This is a genomic window from Tianweitania sediminis (genome assembly GCF_017813335.1).
Lineage (GTDB): Bacteria > Pseudomonadota > Alphaproteobacteria > Rhizobiales > Rhizobiaceae > Tianweitania > Tianweitania sediminis.
Genome location: NZ_JAGIYY010000001.1, coordinates 38,412 through 63,736 on the forward strand (window position 1 = coordinate 38,412; position 25,325 = coordinate 63,736).

A 25,325-nucleotide genomic window follows, 5' to 3' on the forward strand; every position below is an offset into this window, starting at 1 on the left:
CTTAGGTGGAGTCACGGGCCGAGCCAGAGAACCGGCAGCATGGTGACGGCCGGCACATAGGTCACCACAAACAGCACGGCGACCAACGCGACGATGAAGGGCAGGATGGCCTTGAAGGTTTCGGTCTGGTTGGCGCCACCGACACGCGCCGTGGTGAAGACGAGCACGCCAAGAGGCGGGGTGAGAGCGCCGATCACCAGGTTCATGATGATGATGATGCCGAACTGGATGGGGTCCATGCCGGCTGCAATCACCAGCGGCACGAGGATCGGCACCAGGATCACCAGGGACGCGATCATCTCCATGAAGAGGCCCACGACCAGCAAGAACAGGTTGATCACGAGCATCAGCAGGAAAGGCGACGATACGAGGTCGGACAGGCTTTGCGCGATCTTCTGCGGCACCTGTTCGAAGGCAAGCACCCAGGCGAAAGGCGCGGCCGCAGCGATGATCACGGCGATCACTGCCGTGTCGAACACCGACTCGCGAATGGCAGCGATCAGGTTGGAGACCGTCAGCTTGCGGTAAAGCAAGGCGCCGCACAGCAGCGCATACATGAAGGCGACGGCGCCGGCTTCCGTTGCCGTGAAGACGCCAAAGCGTACGCCGCCGACGATCAGCACCGGCAGGGCCAGAGCAGGGATCGCGAGCCCAAGCGAGGACAAGCGCTGCTGCAGCGACGCCTTCGGCATATCGCCGCCATAGCCACGGCGCCGCGACAGAACATAAACAACAACCATCAGCGAGCCTGCCACCATCAGGCCTGGCACAAGCGTCGCGACAAACAACGCGCCCACGGAAACGGAAGCGAGCGCGGCATAGATGATGAGGCCGAGGCTAGGCGGAATAAGATTCGCCAGGGTCGCAGATGCGGCTGTCAGCGCGGCGGCAAAGGGCCGGCTGTAGCCGCGCTGTGCCATTTCCGGCACGAGAAGCTTGGCAATGGTGGACGCGTCGGCGGTGGAAGAACCGGAAATCCCGGCAAGCATGGTGTTGGTGATGATGTTTGCCTGGCCAAGGCCACCGCGCATATGACCGACGAGTTGCATCGCCAGATCCACCAGCCGGGGCGTGATGCCGCCCGCATTCATCACGGCCGCAGCCAAGATGAAAAACGGGATCGCCAGCAGCGTGAAGGAGTTCAGCGACGCTGCCATGTTCTGCGAGATCGTCACCAGCAGGATCGGATTGAAGGCGGCAAACGCAGCAAAGGCGCCGAAGGCTAGCGCGAACGCGACCGGCACGCCGATTACAATGGCAAAGATGCCGACGCCCACGAGAACGATCGCGCTGCCGCTTTCGCCGTAAACGCTTGTCGCGCCATAGCGGATCGCCAGGTAGATCAGCAGCCCGCCCGCAAGCACGCCGAGCCCCTGCAGCCAGCCGCGGCCGGCTTTCGGCCAGGCCAAAAAGAACAGGTTCAACGCTCCCCCAACCGGAGCGGCGGCGAAGAAATATTTCATCGACCACTGCAAGGCTGGGGAAGCCGAGATGACGCGGTTCACGTAATCCCAGCCATGAACAACGAGCATGATGCTCGCGGCTGCAACCACGGCACGGTTGAACAGCAAGAGAAGGTCACGGGGCCGCTCGGGCAGCGCCCGCGTGACAACGTCGATGGAGATGTGGGCGTCGCGTCCCGTGGCCACAGCCATGGCAAGGAACACAGCCCAGGCAAACACCCAGGCAGCCAGTTCTTCAGGCCATGGCAGCCCGGAATTGAAGATATAGCGCAGCACCACCTGCAGACTGGCCACCGCCACGGCAGTCAGCATCAACAGGACGCTCACCGTTTCGACGAGACGGTCTACAAGCAGGCCGAAGCCTTGCGGATGGCTTCCCGATGCCACGCCCGCAGGCGCGACATCAGCTTCGGCAACGGCGCCCATCGTTTCGATCTCAGCCTAGCGCCTGCATCGCCTTGATCATTTCGGCGGTTTCAGGGCTCTTTGAGCCGAACTCGTCGAACAGCTTGGCCGTCAGCTCTTCCATCTTGGCGAGTTCCTCCGGCGGCAGCGACTGGACATTGACGCCGAGCGTCTTCAACTCGTCCAATGCCTTGGCAGCATTCTCGCGGTTGATCCGGCGCTGTTCGGCAAACGCTTCCTTGGCCGAGCTGCGCACAAGGTCCTGCAGATCCTGTGGCAGACTGTCGAGCCAGGCGGCATTGACGCGAACTGCCTTGGGCAGGAACCAGTGCCCCGTGAGCGTCAGATTCTTGGCCTGTTCGTAGAACTTGAAGCCGATGATCGAGAACACATCCGAGTCGATGGCATCGATGATGCCCGTCGACAAAGCCGAATACTGCTCGTTGTATGGCAGGGGCGTGGGCGCCGCACCGAGCAAGGTCCAGAAATCCACCCAGATGCGCAGCTGCGGCACGCGGATCTTGAGACCGTTGAGATCCGCCAGAGACGCCACAGGACGCTTGGACAGAATGTGGCGGAAACCGGTTTCGCCGTAGGCGACGAACTCGACGCCGGTTTTCTCGCGGGCAATGTCAGATGCCTTCTGGCCGAGTTCACCCTGGAGCACCTTATCGACATGCTCTTCGTTCTTGTAGATGAAGCCGGGCGCGCCGCCGAGCACCGCGATCTCCGGAGCAATGGCTTCTTCGGAATCCGGCCCGGCCGTGGTGACCTGGATGGTGCCGATGCGGCTGCCCTCAAGTGCTTCGGCAAGGCCGCCGAGCTGCGCGGCGGGGAAATGCTGTGCATCAATGCGACCGCCGCTCTTCTCGTTGAGAGTCTTGGCCCACGCATCGAAAGCATTGGTGATCGGTGTGCCGATGCCCTCGGTGTGGGCGATCTTCATCACGAATTTGTCTTGTGCCCGCGCATCCGACAGAAACATCGGCGCAGCAAGTGCTGCTGTGCCTGTTGCCAGAAACCCACGTCGCGTAAGGGCGGTGCTTACTTGGTTCATTGCAGTCTCCTCCCAGTAGTCTGCTTGTCCTCAGCAACTATACACAGCTTGTGGTATGGCACCATACCGGTATGGTAATATTTTGGAGGTGGCGAAATGCCCGCATCACAGGCATTGCCTGTGACGTTGTGCTGAAAGGACCGGGAACTGAATGGACCTGCCGCTGAAGGTGAGCGAGCCGATCGCGCCGCAACTCGTTGCCGCGCTACGCCAGGCCATTGTCGGCTTGTCGTTTCAGCCGGGCGAAGCCCTGTCGGAAAAGGACATCGCAGCGCGCTTCGGGGTGAGCCGCCAGCCCGTACGTGAAGCCTTCATCAAGCTTTCCGAAGCGGGGCTGGTGGAAATCCGCCCCAGCCGCGGCACTTATGTGATGAAGATTTCCGTCCGCGAAGTCGCCAATGCGCGACTTGTGCGCGAAGCAATCGAGTCCGACATCGCCCGCCACGCTGCGCGTCTCGCACGGCCGCCTCACATTGCGATGCTGAACCGCTTGATCAAGGAGCAAAGGGACGCTGCAAACGCTGGCGATTATTGGCGCTTCAACGAAGGGGACGAAGCCTTTCACCGAGCTATCGGGGAAATCGTCGACTGCGATTATGCCTGGCGGGTCGTAGAAAGCGCGCGGATCCAGACCGATCGTACCCGATTGCTGAGCCTTCCCGAGGCTTCGCCGATGCCCCTGTTGTTGAGCCAGCACGAGGCCATCGTCCGGCAACTGGAGGCGGGTGACCCCGACGGGGCCGAGCGCACTATGCGGCGCCATCTGCGCGAAATCCTGGTCGCGTTGCCGCAGATCGCCGCGACGCATCCGAACCTGTTCTCGGACACCATTCTGCCGGCGCACACTGAAGGGTTGGTGCCGCGGGATTGAGGGCTGATCCTGCGAAAACAGCGAAGCCCAGGCCGCGCTGGAGGGGGGAGACGAATGGCCCGCCGCGCCTAGTTGTCCTCCATGAAGCGGCATGACGCATTGATCGCACTGCCAAGGAGGAAGGCCTCATGAAGGACGAGCGGAAGCTCCTTCTGATCACCGGTGCGAGCGGCAATATCGGGCGCTCGCTGGCTGCGGCCCTCGGGCGGAACTACCGCATCGTCGGGCTTGATCGCACCACCGGGAAAACCGACTACCCTGTGCTCGAAGTCGATCTGACGGATGACGCCAGTGTGGCCCAAGCCATGGCAACCGTGCGCAAGGAGCATGGCGCACAGATCGCGAGCGTGATCCACCTCGCCGCATTCTTTGACTTCAGCGGCGAAGACAAGCCCGCCTACCGGAGCGTCAATGTCGAGGGATCGCGTCGTCTCCTGAAAGAGCTGCAATCTTTCCAAGTGGAGCAGTTTCTTTATTCCGGGACGATGCTGGTCCACAAGGCTGGCGAACCGGGCCAGATCATCGACGAAAGCCAGCCTATCGAACCGGGCTGGGCTTACCCGAAATCGAAAGCCGAAGCCGAAGAAGCCATCCGGGACGAGCGCGGCGCGATCCCCGTGGTGTTTCTGCATCTTGCCGGCCTTTACGACCGCACAACGTCTGTGCCGACATTCGCCAACCAGATCGCCCGCATCTACGAGCGCGACCCGCAAAGCCATCTTTATTCCGGCTCCACGGAGGCTGGTCAGGCCATGGTTCATCGCGAGGACATGATCGATGCTTTTGTGCGCGCGGTTGATCGCCGCGCGACCCTCGGCGAAGAAGCCGTGATCCTTGTGGGCGAGCCGGAAACCATCGGCTATGACGACCTGCAAGACAGGCTCGGCCGTTTGATCCACGGGGAAGACGAGTGGACAACGATCCGCATTCCGGCGCCAATTGCGGCCGTGGGTGCCTGGGCGCAGGATCGCGCCGAACCCCTCGTGCCGGACGCTCTGGATGGCGGTGAACGCCCCTTCATCAAACCCTTCATGACGCTGATGGCCAGCGACCATTATGCGATCGACATCAGCCGGGCCCGCAACCTGCTTGGATGGGAGCCGCGGCATCGGCTTGCCGACGAACTGCCGGCGATCGTGCAAACGCTGAAAGACGATCCGGCCGGCTGGTACAAGGCAAATCGCCTTTCGCCTCCCGATTTCATCGAGGACGCTGATGAAATCGGTGCCGATCCCGAAAAGCTGCGCGTCCGCCACGAAACCCTGCTGCGCACGGAACACGCGGCAAACCGATGGGCGCACTTCGTGAACATGGGCCTCGGCCTATGGATCCTTACCCAGCCGGTGATGGTCGGGGTCGAGGAGCCCCTGCTGTTCTGGTCAGAAATCGCGCTTGGCGCGGCACTCATCGTCTTTGCCGGACTGTCCTTGTCATGGCGCATGGGCTGGGCGCGGTGGGCTCAGGCCGGGGTTGCCGCCCTGATCATGGCGGTTCCCTTCCTATTCTGGACGACAAACCCCGCAGCCTTCCTGTCTGACACACTGGTGGGTGCCTTCGCCATGGGCTTTGCCATCGGATCAAGGCCCGAGATCGGACCATCGGCAGTGGCGGCGCTGAAAGGACCGGACGTTCCGCCGGGCTGGAGGTACAACCCATCGAGCTGGGCGCAGCGGCTTCCGATCATCTTTCTTGCGCTGATCGGCTTGCTGGTTGCGCGCTATCTCACCGCCTACCAGCTCGAACAGATCGAGGGCGTTTGGGACCCCTTCTTCCCCGGCCTGAGCCCTGAAGATCCGCGCAACGGAACGGAAGCGGTTATCACCTCGTCCGTGTCGGAGGCCTTTCCCATTCCCGATGCAGCGCTTGGCGGTTACACCTATGCGCTGGAGATCGTCACCGGCCTGGTGGGCAGCCGCGCGCGGTGGCGCACAATGCCCTGGCTCGTGTTCCTTTTCGGCTTGATGATCGCACCGCTGGGCATCGTGTCGATCTTGTTTGTGATCATCCAGCCGATTGTGATCGGGACCTGGGCCACCCTGACGCTTGTTGGCGCAGCAGCAATGCTGATCCAGATCCCGTATTCTCTGGACGAGCTTCTGGCGACGCTGCAATTCGTTCGGCGGCGTGCAAAGCTCGGAAAGAGCTGGCTCCGCGTGTTTCTGTTTGGCGATCTTGACGAGGGCGAACGTGCGCCGCGAAAAGATGAGTTCGACGCTGCACCTGGCGCGGTCATCAAGGAAATGGTTGCCGGCGGCGTAAACCTGCCCTGGACGCTAATGCTTGCCGCCCTGCTCGCCCTCACGCTCCTTTTCACACGGCTGACCTTCGGCGCTTCCGGCACCATGGCGCATGCCGATCACGTGATCGGCTTCCTCGCCTTGACAGTGATCTCGCTCGCCGCGGCGGAAGTCGCGCGGCCCGTTCGCTTCGGCTTGATTCCGCTCGGGGCAGCGCTGCTCGCCACACCCTTCCTGTTCGAAGCATCCGCGGTTCATGCCGTTTCTAGCGTGGTTATCGGGATCGCCCTGGTTGCACTCAGCTTCAAGCGCGGAACCGTGAAGGAGCGTTATGGCAGCTGGAACAAGCGGATCGTTTGAAGAAGGATCGCACCCGCCCGTGCTGATGAAGCAGATCTGACTTGAGCGCCCTGGGATCGAAGGCGATCCTTTCCCCTAAGCCGGTGCGCGCTCGGAAATCATGGCGCGGAAATTCGAGCCGTTAGCGGTCGCGTGGCGTTCGCTCGCACGCTCCAGCTCCTCCAGGAGTGGCGTATAAACCAAGCGCCGTCCTCCGATCCGCTGATGTTCCAGAAGCCCGTTCTGGCAAGGCCGGTCATCATCCCAGCCGAAATGGTTCAGGATCGGGTATAGGCAGAGCCCTTCCACCGGCACACCTTTGGTGCGCGCAAGTTCGAGTTCGGCCGCCACGTAGCGGAGCCAGGCTGGACGGCGTTCGAATTCGATGCCGGTTTCCGCCAGCATCACCGGGCGGCCGTAGCGGCCATGGATTTCCATCAACAGCCGGTGCAACGGCCGGTAAAGCGGGTGGCCGATGTCGATCGGCGGTCCGCCATGGATCCACTGGTTGTTGAAGTAGTAGTTGACGCCGACGATGTCGAGCAGGCGCGGCTCTCCGCCGAGTTGCGGCCAGCTATGGCCGGCGATCATGTCCCATGCCTGATATTGCGCCTGCCGGTGCCCTTCCGCGGCCCAGAACTCGTGCGGGCGCTCGGGCGCGGTGATGACGTTGATGGCGGGATCGGCATGAACGAAGCGTGCGCGGGGGTCGACATCCAGAATTGCATGCATGGCTGCAATGGATGCGCGCGTCAGTTGGACCTTCAACTCGTGGCCACGTCCGTTGGCAAAGGGGTTCAGATAGCCGGCATCCCCGCCGCCCCAGGCTGAAAACGAGATCTCGTTTACCGGGCAGTAGAACGGAACTGCATCGGTGCTGTTTCGGTGAAGCTCGGCGGCTGCGCGTGCAAAGCGGGCGAACCGGTCCACGAAGTGCGGCCGCCAGATGTCGATGTCGTCCGGCCAGCCATAATGCAGAAGATCCCAGATGACCTCCGTTTCGGAGGCTTTGGCTGCCCTGAGCATCGGCAGTACGCTCGACCAGTCGTATTGGCCCGGCGCTTTTTCGATGAGATGCCAACGGAAGCCGTCGCGCACCGTGCGAATGCCGTAGCCAGCGAGCTGACGGTAGTCCCCCTCGGCAAACTGGTCGTGCTGGCTGGACGCAATGACGTCGAGCCGCCGACCGTTGCGCAGGCGGTGCGTGGAGCATTCGAAACCGCCCTGAAAGAAGGATCGGAACAGTCTGGGCGGGTGAGCAGGCTTGCGCTCCGCTACCACCCCTTCGATCAGGTCCTGCCATTGCGGAACCACTGCTTCGACGCTGTAGCGTTCTTCCACCGCCGTTCGCAGGGCGTTCCCCAACCTGCGGCGGAGATGAGCATCATCAAGCAGCCGCTCAATCGCCGTTGCCACGGCTTGCGGCGCTTCATGCGACACAAACAGGCCGGAAACCTCGTTTTCGATCTGTTGCAGGGCGCCGTTGTCCGGCGTGGCAATTACAGGCAGGCCCGCAGCACCGGCTTCGGCAATCACATGCGGCATGCCTTCGCCGCGAGATAACCAAACGAATACATCGAGCGCGGCGAGCACTGCGGGGACGTCGTTTCGGTCGCCGAGGAACCGCAGCGCTGCGCCCAAACCGCGTTGACTTGCCAGTGCGCGCAGCCGCTCGGCGTAGTCAGGCATGAAAGCGTCGGGCCCGCCGACCACCAGGAACTGGGCTGCCGGATGCGCTTGGTGCACGAGCGCGGCGGCTTCGATGAAGTCTTCCACCCGCTTCTTTGCGTCGAGGCGGCCGACCCAGCCGACAACCGGCACGTCCTCGCGCAACGCGAGGCTGCTGCGGATCCGCGCCCGATCGGAAGGCCTGAACTCGCTCAGATCCACCATGGACGGGATTTCGAGCGCATGCTGCGGTCGGTCCGGCATCTTGGTTGCCGCCGCATCGCGGATGGATCGGCACACGCCGACATAGCGGCTGGTGAAATGCTTTGGCCCTGCCAGCGCTTCCGAAACCAGTCCGCCATGCTCGATCAAGGGCGGTCGCAGGTGGGTTTGTTCGAGCGCCGGATAGATGTCAGCGACGTTCTGGCAAGACACAACAACATCATAGGTTGCCACCTTGCGTGCGAGGTAAGCGACGGTATCCTCGAAGGAAAGCGTGTAGGGAACGGTGTCCACTTCCACGCCAAGCGCGCGCAGCTGCTCATGCGTTTGCTCCGGCATTTCCGGCTTGCGGAAGCAGGCGACAACATCGATGCGGTAGCGCGCAGGGTCGAGGTTGCGCGCGAGAAGGCGGACCTCGGTTTCTTCGCCCCCAACCACCAGCCAGGCAAACACAAACAGGATGCGCGTCGGCTCGTCGGTCACTCGGCTACCTTGAAAACGATCTGCAGGAACTCGGGACGGCGGGTCGGGAGTTCGGAAAGGAAGGCGGGCGCCTCGTCGAATTCGACGATGTGCGTGATCATTTCGCGCAGCACGACGTCTTGCTCGGCCCTCAGCATGGCGATTGTTTCAGCGCCGAGACGACGGCGATCCCAGTGGAATGACAGGCCACGCGGCACCCGGTTGATCTGGGCGCAGCGGATCGTCAGGCCGTTGTGGTGGAACTCTTCGCCCAGGCGAAGGGCGTCCGCGCCGCCCTGGTAAAAGGCCAAGTCGATCACTGTGCCTTGCGGACGCAACGCCCGCAGAGCCGTATGGAGGCTGCCAGAATGCGCGCGGGTCTGGAACACGAAGTCCGCGCCCCGATCGGCACCGCTGTGCCATTGGGTGCGGGCGTGCTGCCAGGCCTGCTCCTCGTCCATAGCCACGAAGCCCATTGCTTCGACGCGCAAACGGCGGGCGGTAGACGGATCCGCCACCACCACCTGCGAGGCTCCAGCTTGCCGAGCGAACAAGGCGGTCATCATTCCGACTGCGCCGGCGCCGATCACCAGCACCGGGCGGTCGACCAGCGATTGCCCGAGCCGAACCACCTGCGTTCCAAACAGCTCGGCATCGGCATGCAGTATGCCGTTGGCCGCAATCGGTCCCATCTGCGCCACGAACACACCCAGGATCGGGTGGAGGTCGTCCGGCATCGGGATCAGCACATCGCGCGCGGGGTCGGCGGTATGCCCGGTCTTGTGGCCAAACGTGGTTGCCACGACCTGCCCGTTGCGAAAGGCGGGGTTGCGACTGTCGGTGACCCGAGCCACTTCCATGTAACCGAGAAACGGCACGGGGTAATGGAGGCTGGCCTCGCCGGGCACAAACACCCCACGCTCCCCATCCCATCGCGAATGGAAGTAGGGGTTGGTGTGCTTCAGGAAGGTGAGCTCGGTGCCCGCCGACAGGCCCGTATAAAGCGTTTGCAGGCGGACATGGCCTTCTGCCGGATCCCCTTCAGTATAGTCATGGATATAGGCTTGGCCTTCCCGTTCCACGCCCAGCGACTGAATGCGACGTTCGGACATGGTGATCCTACGCGCTTTGGGGCAGGTCGATGACCCGGCCTTCGCGGGCCGAGGCCGCGATCGCCAGCGCCACGCGATGGGTCTTCAACGCTTCCCCGTAGGAACAGCGGATGCGATTGGCTTCGCCGCGCACCGCGTCAATGAAGTCGCGATCCTCATGCCAGACCGGATCGATCTGGGAATGCTGCACCGGCCGTCCGGCTCCCACATCCACCATGATCTCGCGCTCGCCAAGCTCCAGTGCCAGACCCTCGCCGAAAAGGTGAAGCCCGACCCGATGACCCCAGTTCAGCAAGCAGGTTGAACCTAGGTTGCCAACGGCACCAGTCGCGAAGCGCAGACTGGCGGTGCTCACCGTTGGAACATCCAGGCCGGGAAACCGCTCGCGCGGTGTGTGGCCGGCCAAGCCGAACACCTGCGTGACCTCCCCCACGAGATAGCGTGCGAGGTCGATGATATGGGTGGTCTGCTCCACCATCTGCCCACCGGACATATCCGTTTTCCACCACCATTGCGGCGGTGGCGTCTGGTCGAGCCAGTAACCGGACACAAGCTGGGCGGGACGTTCGGCCAGATGCCGACGCGCTTCCTCGACGGTGTCGAGATAGCGCCAATGATAGCCGACGCCCGTAACAAGGCCGGTCTCTTCCACCTGCCTTGCTGTCGCTTCCGCCACATCAAGATCAAGCGAAAGCGGCTTTTCCACAAAGAACGGCAGGCCGCGTGCGATCACCGCCTGTTCCGGCTCACCATGGGCAAAGGGGGGGACGCAAATATACACCGCGTCCAGATCCGGATCGTCCAGCAAGCCCTTGTGGTCCTGATAAGCACGCGCGCCAAAGCGGGCCGCAGCCTCCAAGGCGCGGTCAAAGTCGGGATCCGCGAAGCCTGCAAGCTCCACATCCTCGAACTGCTCGAGAACGCCGAGATGCCGATGGGCGATGCCGCCTGCCCCGATGAATCCGATACGGGTCTTCTTCATTGCGGCATGCCTTGTCTGCTTTGTGCGGAAAGAACGTCGGCGTAAACGGCAGCGGTTTCCGCAGCCATTCCGTCATCGGTGAAACGTGAAAGATAACGCTGCCTCGCAGCCTTGGCCGCCTGCTGCGCTTCATCCGGTTGGTCGAGCGCCTTGATGATAACGGCTGCCAGTGCAGCAGGGTCGTCGGCACGGGCCAGAAACGGATGCTGAAGGCCCAGGGCTTCCAGTGTTCCCGCAACTGCCGTCGCAGCGATCGGTAAGCCGGCGCTCATGGCTTCCAGAAGTGCGAGCGGCAACCCTTCGAAACGGGACGGCAGCACGAAAAGATCTGCCGCAGCCAGAAGTGCTTCGACGTCATCGCGCTGGCCGAGCACCTGGATGCTGTTCTGCAGACCCGCGCGTTCTATCGCCTCTTCGATGTTCACCTGCTCCGAGCCGCGGCCAACCAAAACAAATCTGGCAGCTGGGTGAGCAGCTAGAACGGCCGGCGCGGCAGCCAGGAGCACGTCATGGCCCTTCTGCGCCGTGAGGCGGGCAACGGTCAGCAGCAGCTTCTCGTGTTCGCGTACCGCGATCGTGGCGCGCACGGCCTTTGCGTCGGCCGCGTCCCCGCCTCGTGGAGCCACGCCATTGTGCACGAGCGCCATCGGTCCGCTTCCCTGCCCCGCATGCGTGTCGAGAACGCTTTGCGAAACGGCGATCCGTTGATCGACCGACAGGCACATGGCGCGGTATTGCGCCTTCTGGATCGGATCGGTCAGCAGGTAAGGGAGGTGTTCGGTCCGAACCACCGCCAGCCCTGCGGCCTTGCCGCAGCGAACGAGTTCATGTCCTTCCCAGCCGATGCCGGCGTGGACATGGATGAGGCATGCGCCACTTCGGGCGAGCCAGCGCGTCACCTCGCTGGGTCGCTGAAAATCCAGCGCCTTGACGCGCAAGCCACACAAAGCTGCCTGGCGCAACAGCGCCATCCCTTCCCCTTGATTGCCGGCCGCGATCACCACGTCGAAGCGGTTCGAAAGCTGGCGGCCGAGCGCCAGCATGTGCTGCCCGACTCCGGAGGGCTCCAGGCTATCCGTTGCAAGAACAAGCAAAGGTTTCACGCAGACACAACCGCTTCCGGGGCACTGGTTGTGCCGACGTCCATGCGGCGATAGGTGGCCAAAGCCTGCCCGACCACCTGGTCCATGTTGTAATAGCGGTATGTGCCGAGCCGGCCGACAAAGGTGACATCCCCTTGCTCGTCGGCAAGCTGGGCATAGCGCTTGTAAAGCGCGGCGTTTTCAGCGGCCGGGATGGGGTAGTACGGGTCCCCTTCGGCTTGGGGGAACTCATAGGTGATGCTTGTTTTCCGGTGCACCTGGCCGGTGAGATGCTTGTATTCGGTGATGCGCGTATAGGGCACGGCGGCGGCCGGATAGTTCACCACCGCCACCGGCTGGAACCGCCGCTGGTCTAGCGTTTCATGGCGGAAGCGCAGGCTCCTGTAGGGAAGCGGGCCGAACCGGTGATCAAAATATTCGTCGATCGGACCCGTATAGATGATCTTGGTCGCCAGCTGTTCGCGCTTCAGCTCCCGGAAATCCGTTCCGAGCGCGAGTTCGATGTTGTCGTGGGCCAGCATGTTCTCAAACATCGCCGTGTAGCCATGCAGCGGCATGGCCTGAAAGCGATCAAGGAAGTAGCGGTCGTCCGTGGTGCAGCGGGTGGGAATGCGCTGGGTCACCGACTTGTCGAGTTCGCTCGGATCAACCCCCCACTGCTTGCGCGTGTAGCCCTCAAAGAAGGTGCGGTAGAGCTCGCTTCCTACCTGGTTGATCACCACGTCGCGCGCGCTGCGCACGGTTTCCACTGGCTCCGCGCGAGACTGCAGGAAAGCTTCGGTGTCGCATTCGTTGCGCAGATCGAGCCCGTAAAGAGCGTTCAGCGTGGTGCGGTTGATTGGCATCGGCAAGCGCTGCGTTCCCACCGCAGCAAGCACCCGATGCTCATAAGGCCGCCAGGCCGTGAAGCGGGACAGGTAGGCGAAGATTTCTTCGCTGTTGGTATGGAAGATGTGCGGCCCATATTTGTGGACGAGAATGCCGGCCTCGTCGCGGTGATCAAAGGCGTTGCCGCCGATGTGGGGGCGGCGATCGCATAAAAGGACGCGCTTGTTGCCAGCAGACGCGAGCCGCTCGGCAAGCACGCTGCCCGCAAAGCCCGCGCCTACGATCAGATAATCATAAGCGCCGCCACGCTTGGATCGGCGAAGGTTCGGCAAGGGCAAAGCCGCCCGCGGCGGTCGGACCGCGGCATCCAGAAGGTCTGAAATCCGGCGGAAGGTTTCGTCCCAGCTCATGCTTGCGAGCTTGGCATCCACGACCGGCAGAAATGCGGTGCGGTCCAGGCTGAGCGCCGCGTCGCAGGCTGCGATAAAGCGCTCGGGGGTGTCGGCGATGCGCACGGCTTCGACATCGCCGTAGGTTGCGACCACGTCGGCGATCGGGGTCGACACAACCGGGAGACCAGCAGCAAGGTATTCGGGCGTTTTGGTGGGGCTGATGAAGCGGGTGGCTTCATTGATCGCAAACGGCATCAGTGCAACGTCCCAGGCCGCCAGGGAGTGCGGCAGGTCCTCGTAGCTTCGCGGCCCCACGAAATGCAGATTGGGAACGCGCGGAAGGTCCGACGGGCCGATCTTCGCCAGGGGGCCGACCATCACCAGGGACCATTCAGGCCGTGCGCGCGCCACCGCCTCCAGGAGCGGCAGATCGATGCGCTCATCGATGACGCCGTAGAAGCCGAGCTTCTTGCCCGGCAGGTTCTTTTGTTCCGCTTCGGGGGCGCAGCCACGCCGCACCTGCTGGAAATGCGCCGTGTCGACGCCGGACGGAAAGGCGTGGATGTTGTCGTGCCGGTCCTTGCGGGCTGCATAAAGGCTGGCCCCTCCGGTCAACACCAGATCGGCACGCTGCATGAGTTCGGCTTCAAGCTCAGGGAGGCCGGCTGGCGCGAAGCGGAAGTTCGCGAGCTCGTCCATGCAGTCATAAACTACCGCTGCCGCTTCCACATGGCGGGCGAAGCTGAACATCATGGGGCTGTAGAACCACAGCACGGGGCGTTCGATGTTGTTCAGCCGAAGAAGAAGATCAAGCAGCTGCGCAAGGCCCGCATCGCGCCGCGCCTCGTCCCAGTCGCGGGGAATGCGCGGGCGCAGGGAAACGATGTCGGTGCCTTCGTAGGGGTGAGTTTCCAGATAAGGCGAGTGGTGCTCGGTCGGGATATTTTCCTCGAAGACGTAGATCTGCCGGCTGCGGCCGAAGCGCGTCATGAGGTGCTGCGGGCGCTGAAACACGAAGTCCCAGCGCAGATGCGAAAAGCAGATCACCGGCGCAGTGGAAAGCGTGGGGCCCTGAAACAGGTCGGAAGAAAGGAGCTCGTTCATCAGGTCAGCCATCCACAAGCTCAGGCTTCGCCCGGGCACCACGCTGCAAAGGAAAATCGGTTGAGGTCAGTTCGGCCAGCCGTGCCACCGATAGCGGCCAGCACCATCGGTCCACGACGGTTTGTCGGGGCGACCAATCGTTGCGCGACAGAGCCTCGAGAATGCCTTCGTCGAAGCGATCGGCGGCAACAACAAGCCCGGTCTGGGGCAGCACATATTGCAAGCCGCACCGGAGCGCGGCGTTGGCCACCACCGGCAGGCCGGCCAGCATGTATTCAGTCAAGATCGCCGGCGCGCCATCGTTTTCGCCGCACACCACCCCGACCCGCGCCTGGTTCATCAAGCGATTGACTTCGCTGTGCGGCACACCGGGTGGTCCGACGAAATCCACCGCCAGCCCCATCGACGCGGCCTGCTGGCGCAGGTGCTCCCCATCTTCCCCGTAGCCCATCACGCAAAGAGCCGTGATCGGGCGGCTTGCACGCCGAAGAGCCGAGAACAGGATGTCGTGGCGCTTGTAGGCTTGCGCCGCCGCCACATACACGACGTCGTAGCGTTTCTCTTCTTCTGAGAGCGGAAAAAAGGTTTCCGCCGACGCAAACTCCGGCCCGACCGGCAAAACGGCCGTTTGCATCTGCGGATGGCGCTTCTGGACCTCCTCGCTTTGCCACGGAGCCCCGGTGAGTACGAGGTCGAAATGTCGGCTCACCTCCGGCGGCACGCGCAAAGCGGGCACATCGATGGAATTGTAGATGATCGTGCTTGCGGAACAGGCTTGGAGCAGCGCTTCCGAAACACCCAATCCCCAGACACAAAGGATCCGCGGCGCCCCATGCTGCGAAACAAAGTCAAGCATGGCGTCCGAGTGGAACGGCGCCGTCTCGCTGGCGATGGGAAAGGCGCGTCGGGTCAGAAACGGTGTTTCGCGGACCGACCGGATCTCGTCGCCGCGATGGTGGTGCCAGATTTCGGCGGCCGACGCCAAGCCGGCCCGCACGCTGGCAAGCGGCAGGCGCTCGAGATAGCCACCCTCGACAGCACAGCTGGAACGGTTCTCCGGGTCTGCGAAAACGGCGTCAAACACGCCGTTGGTCTCGGGGAAGCTGGATTGCTGCTCTACAAGATCACTGATCACCACGATGCGGTCGGTCAAAGAAGGTCGTGAACGCATCGAGGCTCCGCATGGGGGGCAGAAATCTAGGCTTTGGCGGAGGGCGAAACTTCTGCGTGCGGCGCATGTTCCCAGCGACATCGCCGCTAACTGACATCTTCTGACATAATGATGCTGTGCGGCCACGCTGCCGGCTCGGGATTGGCTCCCTGACTCGACACAAGCGGATCATCGCGACCTGCCCTTGCCTTGCAGGCACTTTCATCCGAAAACAAAACGAAAGTGGGACCGCACCCGTGTTTCTTTCCGACCGCCATGCAACGATCATCGCTCTTGCCAAGCAGCACGGCCGCGTTCGCGTCACCGATCTTGCTTCGCACTTCAACGTCACGCCACAAACCATCCGCAAGGAGCTGAACGAGCTTTGCAGCCAGCGCTTGCTGACGCGCACGCATGGTGGCGCTCTATTTCCGTCCGGCATCGAGAACATGGAATATGAGGCGCGCCGCCGGATCGCCGCCGACGCCAAGGACGCAATCGGCCGCGCTGCCGCCGGCATCATCCCCGACAATGCCTCGCTGTTCGTCAATATCGGCACGACGACGGAAGCCGTTTCGGAAGCACTGCTTTCCCATAGCGGCTTGATGGTGATCACCAACAACATCAACGTGGCCAACAAGATGCGGGCATATCCCGCCCTTGAAGTGGTGATCGCGGGCGGTGTGGTGCGGGGCTCCGATGGCGGCATTGTCGGGGAAGCTGCCGTGGACTTCATCCGCCAGTTCAAGGTCGATTACGCCGTGATCGGCGCTTCGGCCATCGACCAGGATGGCGCCCTGCTCGACTTCGATTTTCGCGAAGTGAAAGTCGCGCAGGCCATCATGGCAAATGCGCGGCACGTCATCCTCGTCGCGGATGCCACGAAGCTGGAGCGCACCGCGCCTGTCCGGATCGGTCAGCTGGCGCAAGTGAACACATTCATCACCGACCGCTGCAGTTCCGAGGCCCTGCGCTCAATCTGCGCGGCGCATGACGTGCGATTGATCGAGACCAGCGTATTCGAAGGGAGTCAGGGCGATTGACATTCGTTTTCCTTTCGCCTTAGGTTCTCTTGTCTTTCGGATGCCGATACTGGTGTCGTCATCCCGAGGGCCGATGACTTGCGCGAGTATGGCCGATGCACGACATCCTTGTGGTTGGTGGTGGGATCAATGGCTGCGGCATCGCGCGCGATGCTGCCGGCCGCGGCTATTCCGTTGTGCTTGCCGAGATGAAGGACCTGGCAAGCGGCACCTCGTCCTGGTCCACCAAACTCATCCATGGCGGCCTGCGCTACCTGGAGCATTATGAGTTTCGCCTCGTGCGCGAGGCGTTGAAAGAGCGCGAAGTGCTTTGGCGCAATGCGCCGCACATCATCTGGCCGATGCGTTTTGTTCTGCCCTACGCGCAAGGCCTGCGGGCGGCCTGGCTGATCCGCTTAGGCCTGTTCCTTTATGACAACATCGGCGGGCGGAAGCTTCTGCCAGCCACGCGAACGCTCGACATGCGCAGCGACCCCGCGGGGCTCCCGTTGAAGCCGCTGTTCACGCGCGCGTTTGAATATTCCGACTGCTGGGTGGACGACGCACGGCTGGTCGCCTTGAACGCCCGTGACGCGGCCGATCGCGGCGCCGAGATCCTGACGCGCACCAAGCTCGTTCAGGCCCGCAGGAGCGGTGATCATTGGCGTGCAACTCTGGAAAACACGCTCAGCGGGGAACGGCGCGAGGTCACCGCCCGCTTGATCGTCAATGCCGCGGGTCCCTGGGTGGACCATGTTCTTGCAGAAGCGCTGGAAGCGCATGAAAAGCGGCATGTCCGGCTCGTGCAGGGCAGCCACATCGTGGTGCGTCGCAAGTCTGACGATCCGCGCGCTTATTTTTTCCAGAACCGCGACAATCGCATCATCTTCGCCATCCCCTATGAGCGCGACTTCACGCTGATCGGCACCACGGACCGCGATTACCGCGGCGAGCCGGGCGCGGCGGCAATCACGGCGGAAGAAACGGATTACCTTTGCGCAGCCGCCAGCGAATATTTCCGCGAGCCGGTTCGACGCGAAGACATCGTGTGGACCTATTCCGGCGTGCGGCCCTTGTTCGACGATGGCGCATCCAAGGCGCAGGAAGCCACGCGCGACTATGTCATCAAGGCAGACGGCGAGCCGAACAAGGCGCCGATCGTCAACATCTTCGGCGGCAAGATCACGACCTACCGAAAGCTCGCCGAGTCGATGATGGAGCAGATCGAAGCGTTGATCGGCCGAAAAGGACCAGCCTGGACCCTTGCCGCTGCGCTGCCTGGCGGGGATTTCCCGGTCGAGGGCTTTGAGGCCGAACGCACTGCGGTGATGCGCGACTACACGTTCTTGAGCCAGGAGGAGGCCCATCGGCTTTTGCGCCTTTACGGCACGCGTGCCCGCGCCATTCTGCGGACAGCGAACAGTGCCGCGGATCTCGGCCAGCACTTCGGCCACGGCCTGACGGAAGCGGAAATCAACTACCTGATCAAAGAAGAGTGGGCCCTCACCGCTGAGGATGTTCTTTGGCGCCGCACGAAAACAGGGTTGCACCTGAACGAAGAGCAGGCACTTGCCGTTGATGCCTACATGCGGCGCACGGCGCCGCCGCATCAAAAGGCAGCGGAATAGGGCAGCGGAAGGGAGGCCGATATGCTCAACAAAACAAGCGTTCACAAGCTGATCGAGGCGAAGCGACCGGCTGATCTTTGCGAGAGAATGTCCGAGGCGGCTGTGGCCGGCGATCTGCCGACAAAAGCGGACCCGCAAGCAGCATGAGCAAGCACATCCTCGCCATCGATCAGGGCACCACATCCACGCGCGCCATCATCTTCGGCGCTGACATGCAGATCGTGTCCGTCGGACAAAAGGAGTTCACCCAGCATTTTCCCGCATCGGGCTGGGTGGAACACGATCCCGAGGAAATCTGGCACACCGTTCTTTGGGCGGTAAAAGAAGCCCTCAAGGGTGCCAATCTCGAAGCAGCCGACATTGGCGCTGCCGGCATCACCAACCAGCGTGAAACGGTGGTGATCTGGGACCGCGCGACCGGAAAGCCGGTTCACAACGCCATCGTTTGGCAGGACAGGCGCACCGCGGTGATGTGCCGGAAACTCAAGGCAGCGGGGGTGGAGTCAAAGTTCTCGAAGAAAACAGGGCTTCTGCTTGATCCCTATTTTTCCGGAACCAAGATCGCGTGGCTGCTGGACAAGGTGCCGGGCTTGCGAAAGCGCGCCGAGCGTGGGGAGCTTGCGGCTGGCACCATCGACACATTCCTTATCTGGCGGCTGACGGGCGGCCAGGCGCATGCCACTGACGCTACGAATGCCTCGCGCACCCTGATCTACAACATCGCTGAGAACGCCTGGGATAACGAGTTGCTCGACATCCTGCGCATTCCGCGCTCGCTTCTGCCGCGGGTCGAGGACTGCGCGGCGGAGTTCGGCTCCATCGACAAGGCTCTTTTCGGTGCGGAGATTCCGATCCTGGGTGTCGCGGGCGATCAACAGGCCGCAACAATCGGCCAGGCCTGTTTCGAGCCTGGGATGATCAAATCGACCTACGGAACCGGGTGCTTTGCGGTGTTGAACACCGGCACCGAAATGGTGCGTTCGAAAAACAAGCTGCTGACCACCATCGCCTACCGCCTGAACGGCGAAACGACCTATGCGCTTGAAGGCTCGATCTTCATCGCGGGGGCGGCCGTGCAATGGCTGCGCGACGGCGCCAAGATGATCTCCAAGGCCGCTGATGCCGGTGACCTTGCAGCACAAGCCGATTCGACACAGACCATCTATTTCGTGCCAGCTTTCGTCGGACTTGGTGCGCCCCACTGGGATGCCGATGCGCGGGGTGCGATCTTCGGGCTGACACGGAATTCCGGGCCGGCCGAGTTCGCCCGCGCCACGCTTGAATCGGTGGCCTTCCAGACGCGCGACCTCCTCGACGCCATGCACAAGGACTGGAAAGCAGGCGACACGAAAACCGTGTTGCGCGTGGACGGCGGCATGGTTGCATCCGATTGGACCATGCAGCGCCTCGCCGACATCCTCGATGCGCCGGTGGATCGGCCACGCATCCTCGAAACCACCGCCCTCGGCGCCGCGTGGCTGGCGGGCAGCAAAGCAGGCTTCTGGCCGGGGAAAGACGGCTTCGCCCAAAAGTGGGCTCTCGAAAACCGCTTCCAGCCCACCATGACCCAATCGGATCGGCGCAAGGCAATCGCTGGCTGGCGCGATGCCGTCAGGCGTACGCTGACCTAGCATCCGGTTGTTGCCGCCTTCCGCTCACCCGCATGGGCAGGCGAAGGATCGGCTTACATCAATCCGAGCGCCCGCGGGATAGCCAGCGAGAGATCCGGCCAGAACGATGTGACGAGCATGACCGGCAGGGCGACGAAGCCCATCAGGCCGAGCGCCGGCATGACGGCTTCCATGATGGGTGCCTTGCAGATCCTGCAGGACAAGAACAGCGTTGGGGCCACGGGCGGGCTGTTGGCGCCGATCACCACCGAGCAAGCGACGATGGCGGCGAAATGCACCGGGTCGATGCCGCTGGCCACCATCAAGGGCAGGAACAGCGGGGCGATCACAACCGTGACCGACACGTCATCCATCAAGGCGCCGGCGATGATCAGAACGAGATTGACGACGAGCAGAGCACCAAGCGGGCTGCCAACCACGGACTGGATGGCTTCGGTGAGATCCTGAGGCACGCGCTCGAAGGCCATGATGCGCGAGATCATGAAGGAAAACAGCAGGATCAGAATGATGGTCCCGGTCGTTTCCGCTGCTTGGATGACGCTGCTTCCCAGGCTCTTCCAGGTGAATTCGCGATAGATCAGGCCGCCCACCACGAGCGTTGCCACCACGGCAACCGCGGCTGCTTCGGTGGGTGTGAAAATGCCTCCATAAATCCCGCCAAGAATGATCAAGGGCAGCGACAGCGCCGGCAGCGCCCGAAAGGTGACTGACCCGAAACTCTCGACCTTTTGGTCCGGTATCGGCAACTCGTCGAAGGCCCGACCCACGAGAAAGCGGTTGTACAGGATCAATCCGATGATGAGCAGGATCGCAGGCCCGATCGTCGCTGCGAAGCAGGCCGCCACGGATTGGCGCGTGACAACGGCGAACAGGATCATGGTGATGGACGGCGGGATCAGGATGCCGAGCAACGAAGACACGCCAAGCAGTGCAGCGATCCTCCCGCGCGGGTAACCGCGCGCCACCAGTGGCTCCGTCATGATGGAGCCGATCGATGCGATCGCAGCCGTTGCGGTGCCCGAAATGGCACCGAATACGCTGGACGACAGCACCATCGCCGTGCCCATGCCGCCTCGGCCCGTGGCGAGGCGCCCAACAAAGGCGATGATCCTTTGGGCGATGCCGCCGGCTTCCATGAGATAGCCGGCCAGGATGAACAACGGCAGCGCAATCAGAACCAGCGAGTTCAGGGATCGAAAGCCCTGCAGCATCAGGGTGTTCAAATTGATGTCGTAAACAAACGTCAGGAAGGCGAGAACGCCCGCGAAGGACCACGCGACCGGCAAACCGATCGCCATCAGGATGATGAGCAAAGGCAGTGCAAGAATGGCCGACATCAGGTGCGCCTCAAGCGGGACAGCGCATGAACCACATCGCGCATGGCATAAGCGAAGCACCCCAAAGCGGCCATTCCGATCGCAGCTTGCGGGATCCACAAGGGGATGCGGAAGGCAGGCGTGACCTGCGGCCGCTCCAGCCCCCAGGAGAACATCCAGAACGACCAGACGATGAAGAAGACCGTGATGATCACCGTCAGGATCGCGATGATCAGGTCGTGCGCCGCCTTCTTGCGGGGTGACGTCAACAGGTTGGCCAGCCAGTCAACCGTCAGATGTTCGCGCCGGCGCGAGGCAATCACGGCTCCCGTCATGTAAAGCAGGACGGCGGCCAGCATGATCAGTTCATGCAGGCCGACCACGGACAGGCCGAGCACATAGCGTGCCAGAACGAGAAACGCCATCAACCCGGCCGTTGCGAGCGAGGAGACAATCGCAACGACGTCGAGGCTTCGGGCAATGATGCTTCCACCGATACCGGGCCGCGACAAGCGCTCAGAGTCCACCGGCATTGGCGCGGATCGTTTCCATGATCTCGGCTCCGACGCGGCTTTCCATCATCGGCCAGACCTGCGAGCGCACGCGCTCCGCCATTTCCTTCAGCTGCTCCGGAGACGGCTCGATGTAGTTCATGCCGGCTTCCTTAGCCTTTTCGATATAGCCCTGGTCGCGCTCCTGCGCTTGTTCGAAGGCTTCTTCCATGACGGTCAAAGCCGACTCCTCGACAACCTTCTGTTGTTCGGGCGTGAGCTTGTCCCAGCTGCCGGAATTCATCGCGATGATGCCGGTGACGAACTGCATCTTCGTTTGGTTGTAGTAATCCAGCACGTCGCGGAAATACTCGTAGTCCCAGTAGATGATGTTGGCGCCATCGCCATCAACCACGCCGGTCTGGATGGCCGTGAAGACCTCGCTCCAGTCGATAGTTGCAGTCTGGTAGCCGAGCGCCTGCACGGATTCAGCCATCGGGAACATGGCGGGGACCCGGATCTTCAGGCTCGAGGCTTCTTCCGGCGTCATGGCATATTTGCCGCGCGAGGCGACCCCGTTGAAGCCTTCCGGCCAGGGACCGAAGAACTTGAGCCCGAGATCGTCGTAGATGCCGACGAGCATCGTGTTGACCCAGCCTCCGGGTTTGTAGGCCTCGAAGGCTTCTTCCCAGCTCGTCACCATATAGGGCGTGAAAAGCACGCCCAGCCGCTCGTCATAGGCCGTGATCGGCCAGTTGATCATCAGGTCCACATCACCGGCCACAAACAGATCAAAGACTTCCGCCTGGCTCCCCAACTCGTTCTGGTAGAACACGTCCACCTGTACTTCGCCGTTTGTGCCATCCTCAATGAGCTTGGCCCAACGATCGAGCGCGTCGCCCGAAGGCGATCCCTTGGCGCCCGAGTCGGTCGCGAGTTTCAGTTGGGTCTGCGCGAGGGCTGGCGAAGACGCCATCAAAAGCAGCGCGGCTCCGGCGGCAAGCAGTTTGCTGAACATCGCGAGTATCCCCTGTCCTTGTTTGTTGCCCTAGCTCAACAAAACTGGACGTGAATGTCCAGCATGTTCGACAAGGTTCCCGCAGGCGACGGAGATGCTTGGGCTGTCGTCGCTCGACCGAGAACAAATCGCTGTATTCAGAGCCCAACCAGCACGTCGCGAGTCAGTTCAGCCGGCGACGAACAGCCCAGATGGCCAAGCGTCGTCCAGAACTCGCGCTGCAGCAGTTCCAGCGTGCGCCGCACCCCATTTTCGCCATCCGCGGCCAGCCCAAGCGCCAGGACACGGCCAAGCGCCACCGCATTCGCCCCAAGCGCCAGGGCGGTCGCGATGTCGCTGCCGCGGCGGATGCCAGAATCCAGGATGATCGGAATGTCCGGGCCGACCGCATCACGCACCAGCGGCAGCATGTCCACAGGCGTTGGGGTCCGGTCGATCGTCCGGGCGCCGTAGTTCGAAACGTAAAGCGCCTTGGCGCCCGCATCGAGCGCGTTCTTGGCGTCTCGCACGCTCATCACGCCCTTGATCATGCAAGGCAGCGGCGATTGTGCGATCACGCGTGCGGCCTGCTCCCATGTCCAACGCGGCTGGGTGAAGTCCAGCAACTCGCGCAGCATGGCAGGATCCGACGTGTCTGGGCCGAAATTGGCCGGTCCCTGATCGCGGCGATTGGTGAAGCGGTCTTCCATCATCCGCTCGCGCCATTGCCGGATCGGCGAATAGGTCACGCAGATCCAGCGATAGCCTGCCGCCTTTGCGCGATGGATCATGGCGAGCACGGCGCCCTCGTCGCCGACAAAGGTCATCTGGAACACGGATGCGGCCGTGGAAGCCTGCGCGACTTCTTCAAGGGAATGGGCGGCTGCCACGGGCACCATCTGGCCGATGCCGACGGATTGTGCGGCGCGGCCGAGCGCAAGGTGACCATCGGGATGAAACACCGTTTCCCCGCCGCCAAAAGGCGCAACGAATGCAGGAAAGCTCAACTCCTGGCCAAGCACCGCAGTGGCCGTGGTGGGGTTGCTGACGCCGGTAAACAGCGGCGCTTCGAACAGGTAGCGGTCGAAAGCCGCGATGTTGGCGCGCAGGGTGACCTCGTCGCCGGTGCCACACTGGAGATAATTCCAATCTACCTCCGAAAGACGCCGGCGCGCATCGGCGGCAACACCTCTCAACGTCACGTATTTTTCTGACGTGGTGTAGCGATCATCCATGTGGCTTGGCTGTCGGGTCATCACGCGGCTCCCTCCCGGGTGGTCAATCTTTGGCAGCCGTGAGGACGATCTCGATCAGCCGCTTGGGATCGCCCAGATCGCAGCCGCCGATGGTGGCGCGGGACGGCAGATCAGCGCCATCCAGCCATTCCAGCCAAGCCTCGTTCATCTCCTCCTTCCGCGACATGTCGCTGAGATAGATGCGTGCCTGCAGGATGTTGCTCTTGCTCGAGCCGAGTTCGTTCAGGAAGGTTTCGAGCTTGGCGCAAGTCTGGCGCGTTTGTTCCTTCATGCCCGTGTTGATGTCATCGGCCGCATGGCCGGCGAAATAAATGACACCATTGTGCTCAACGGCGCCGTATAGCGTGCGAGCCTTGCGATGGCGGGTGATCATGGTGATGTCCTTTTTCTCGCGGAAAGCAGGATGGTGGCTCGCTTCGAGCGCACCGGGTCAAAGCTGACGCTGCGCGTCAGGCGGTGGGGGTGAGGCCTTGCGGGCTATACGGGTTCAAAGACCGATCGAGCGGTTGACCGGAAACAAGGTCAGCCAGGCACTTGCCGGCGAACGGACCCACCGTGAGGCCGGACGCCCCGAGCCCATTGCCGATCGTCAAGCCTGGCAGGCCTGGAACGCGACCAAGAATTGGGCGGATGGTGGGCGCTGCCGGCCTGAAGCCGATCCGCGTTTCGATATGGGTGGCGTTGGCCAGGCCGGGCGCGATCGACAGACCCGCGGAAAGCACCTCGTGCTGGCCAGCGGCGGTCACCCTGTAATCGAAACCTGAATTGTCTTCGCGCGTCGCCCCGATCACGACGCGTGAGTCGTCGAAGGCCAGCAGGTAATGGCTCCCCATCGGCAACAATACGGGCCATTGCGCCGTGGCCACTCCGGGCAGCGACAGATGCACGATCTGCCCCTTCTGCGGCTGAACCGGGTGATGAAGGCCAAGCGGCTGGAGAATGCGCGACGCCCACGCGCCGGCGGTTACCACGATTTCATCGGCATGCAGCTGCTGTCCGCTGCTTCCCAGTGTGAGGAGCCCGCCATCTCTCATAGCCAGCGAGACATTGTCCCGGCGATATGTGGCGCCGAGCGAAATCGCGGCGCGAAGCATGGCGGCTGCAAGGAGCCGGGCATCCACGCGGGCTGCCCCCGATATGTGGATCGCTGGCAGACCGTCCCGCAGCGGAGGAAAAAGTGCGCGCGCTTCGGCTGGAGTCAAGCGGCTGACCTTGCCCGCTTCAGGAGCAGCTTTGGTGCGCTCACGCACCCGCTGTTCGGCGGCTTCAAACTCGCCGGGGTCTTCCGCAACAACCAGGGCACCAACCTTCCGGTAGCCAAGACTGGTTTCACCGCGTGCCACGAGACCGGTGATCAGCTCGTCATAGAACCGGGCGCCGGCGGCATACATCTCATACCATTCCGGCTCGTCAGCCTTCGTGGCCCAAGGGCAAACGATGCCGGCACCAGCAAGGGTCGCCTTGCCCTGGTGTTCCTCGTCCACCACGTCGACCTTTACGCCCTTGAGAGCGAGGTGGTAGGCCGTGCTGGCGCCAAGAATGCCGGCGCCGATAACCAAGACGCGCATGCGCCTTCCTTCCATCGTCAT

19 protein-coding genes are annotated in these 25,325 nt (G+C 62.6%); 5 read left to right on the plus strand and 14 right to left on the minus strand.

What is annotated here, in order from left to right; translation table 11 throughout:
- Positions 1 to 11 precede the first annotated feature (11 nt).
- Complete coding sequence (locus J5Y06_RS00175; protein ID WP_209333107.1) at positions 12 to 1,889, minus strand: TRAP transporter large permease; 1,878 nt, start codon at positions 1,887 to 1,889, stop codon at positions 12 to 14.
- A gap of 10 nt (positions 1,890 to 1,899) precedes the next feature.
- A complete protein-coding gene (locus J5Y06_RS00180; RefSeq protein WP_209333108.1) occupies positions 1,900 to 2,925 on the minus strand; it encodes a TRAP transporter substrate-binding protein in 1,026 nt (341 codons plus the stop codon).
- A 151-nt stretch (positions 2,926 to 3,076) separates the two neighbouring features.
- Here J5Y06_RS00180 and J5Y06_RS00185 point away from each other — a divergent pair, with 151 nt between their 5' ends.
- Both J5Y06_RS00185 and J5Y06_RS00190 read left to right on the plus strand, forming a co-directional pair.
- Entirely contained in the window at positions 3,077 to 3,796 is a 720-nt protein-coding gene (locus J5Y06_RS00185) for a GntR family transcriptional regulator (RefSeq protein ID WP_209333109.1), read from the plus strand.
- 128 nt (positions 3,797 to 3,924) lie between these two features.
- Positions 3,925 to 6,393 carry a vitamin K epoxide reductase family protein gene (locus tag J5Y06_RS00190; protein ID WP_209333110.1) on the plus strand — a complete coding sequence of 823 codons (2,469 nt, stop codon included), beginning with the start codon at positions 3,925 to 3,927 and terminating at the stop codon, positions 6,391 to 6,393.
- Positions 6,394 to 6,468: 75 nt separating this feature from the next.
- Here J5Y06_RS00190 and J5Y06_RS00195 read toward each other — a convergent pair whose 3' ends face one another.
- From J5Y06_RS00195 to J5Y06_RS00210, 6 genes are all read right to left on the minus strand, one after another.
- Complete coding sequence (locus J5Y06_RS00195) at positions 6,469 to 8,745, minus strand: glycosyltransferase family 4 protein (protein WP_209333111.1); 2,277 nt, start codon at positions 8,743 to 8,745, stop codon at positions 6,469 to 6,471.
- A complete protein-coding gene (locus tag J5Y06_RS23395; RefSeq protein WP_342453345.1) occupies positions 8,742 to 9,836 on the minus strand; it encodes a zinc-dependent alcohol dehydrogenase in 1,095 nt (364 codons plus the stop codon). The genes J5Y06_RS00195 and J5Y06_RS23395 overlap by 4 nt, the downstream gene beginning before the upstream one ends.
- Positions 9,837 to 9,843: 7 nt before the next feature.
- Positions 9,844 to 10,818, minus strand: a complete 975-nt coding sequence (locus J5Y06_RS23400; RefSeq protein WP_342453346.1) for a Gfo/Idh/MocA family protein — start codon at positions 10,816 to 10,818, stop codon at positions 9,844 to 9,846.
- Entirely contained in the window at positions 10,815 to 11,921 is a 1,107-nt protein-coding gene (locus J5Y06_RS23405) for a glycosyltransferase family 4 protein (RefSeq protein WP_342453347.1), read from the minus strand. Before J5Y06_RS23405 ends, J5Y06_RS23400 begins: the two co-directional genes overlap by 4 nt.
- Positions 11,918 to 14,131 (minus strand): UDP-galactopyranose mutase, encoded by a 2,214-nt coding sequence (gene glf / locus J5Y06_RS00205; protein WP_209334294.1) that lies wholly within the window; start codon positions 14,129 to 14,131, stop codon positions 11,918 to 11,920. Before glf ends, J5Y06_RS23405 begins: the two co-directional genes overlap by 4 nt.
- Before the next feature lie 118 nt (positions 14,132 to 14,249).
- Complete coding sequence (locus tag J5Y06_RS00210) at positions 14,250 to 15,416, minus strand: glycosyltransferase (protein ID WP_209333112.1); 1,167 nt, start codon at positions 15,414 to 15,416, stop codon at positions 14,250 to 14,252.
- A gap of 236 nt (positions 15,417 to 15,652) precedes the next feature.
- Between J5Y06_RS00210 and J5Y06_RS00215 the strand changes: the two genes are divergently transcribed.
- From J5Y06_RS00215 to glpK, 3 genes are all read left to right on the plus strand, one after another.
- Complete coding sequence (locus J5Y06_RS00215; RefSeq protein WP_209333113.1) at positions 15,653 to 16,438, plus strand: DeoR/GlpR family DNA-binding transcription regulator; 786 nt, start codon at positions 15,653 to 15,655, stop codon at positions 16,436 to 16,438.
- Between the two features lie 95 nt (positions 16,439 to 16,533).
- Positions 16,534 to 18,045 (plus strand): glycerol-3-phosphate dehydrogenase, encoded by a 1,512-nt coding sequence (gene glpD / locus J5Y06_RS00220; protein WP_209333114.1) that lies wholly within the window; start codon positions 16,534 to 16,536, stop codon positions 18,043 to 18,045.
- A gap of 143 nt (positions 18,046 to 18,188) precedes the next feature.
- Complete coding sequence (glpK, locus tag J5Y06_RS00225) at positions 18,189 to 19,676, plus strand: glycerol kinase GlpK (RefSeq protein ID WP_209333115.1); 1,488 nt, start codon at positions 18,189 to 18,191, stop codon at positions 19,674 to 19,676.
- A 53-nt stretch (positions 19,677 to 19,729) separates the two neighbouring features.
- Here the strand turns inward: glpK and J5Y06_RS00230 are convergent, their stop codons facing one another.
- The 6 genes from J5Y06_RS00230 to J5Y06_RS00255 all read right to left on the minus strand — a co-directional run bounded on the left by J5Y06_RS00230 (position 19,730) and on the right by J5Y06_RS00255 (position 25,304).
- Positions 19,730 to 21,013 carry a TRAP transporter large permease gene (locus tag J5Y06_RS00230; RefSeq protein ID WP_209333116.1) on the minus strand — a complete coding sequence of 428 codons (1,284 nt, stop codon included), beginning with the start codon at positions 21,011 to 21,013 and terminating at the stop codon, positions 19,730 to 19,732.
- A complete protein-coding gene (locus J5Y06_RS00235; RefSeq protein WP_209333117.1) occupies positions 21,013 to 21,525 on the minus strand; it encodes a TRAP transporter small permease in 513 nt (170 codons plus the stop codon). The genes J5Y06_RS00230 and J5Y06_RS00235 overlap by 1 nt, the downstream gene beginning before the upstream one ends.
- Positions 21,509 to 22,501 carry a TRAP transporter substrate-binding protein DctP gene (gene dctP / locus J5Y06_RS00240; protein ID WP_209333118.1) on the minus strand — a complete coding sequence of 331 codons (993 nt, stop codon included), beginning with the start codon at positions 22,499 to 22,501 and terminating at the stop codon, positions 21,509 to 21,511. The genes J5Y06_RS00235 and dctP overlap by 17 nt, the downstream gene beginning before the upstream one ends.
- Positions 22,502 to 22,638: 137 nt before the next feature.
- The gene (locus J5Y06_RS00245; RefSeq protein WP_209333119.1) at positions 22,639 to 23,736 is read right to left on the minus strand and encodes an alpha-hydroxy acid oxidase; all 1,098 of its coding nucleotides are present in this window, start codon (positions 23,734 to 23,736) and stop codon (positions 22,639 to 22,641) included.
- Positions 23,737 to 23,758: 22 nt separating this feature from the next.
- Positions 23,759 to 24,109, minus strand: coding sequence for a RidA family protein (locus tag J5Y06_RS00250; RefSeq protein ID WP_209333120.1), 351 nt, complete (start codon positions 24,107 to 24,109; stop codon positions 23,759 to 23,761).
- 76 nt (positions 24,110 to 24,185) lie between these two features.
- Positions 24,186 to 25,304, minus strand: coding sequence for an NAD(P)/FAD-dependent oxidoreductase (locus J5Y06_RS00255; protein ID WP_209333121.1), 1,119 nt, complete (start codon positions 25,302 to 25,304; stop codon positions 24,186 to 24,188).
- Positions 25,305 to 25,325 lie beyond the last annotated feature (21 nt).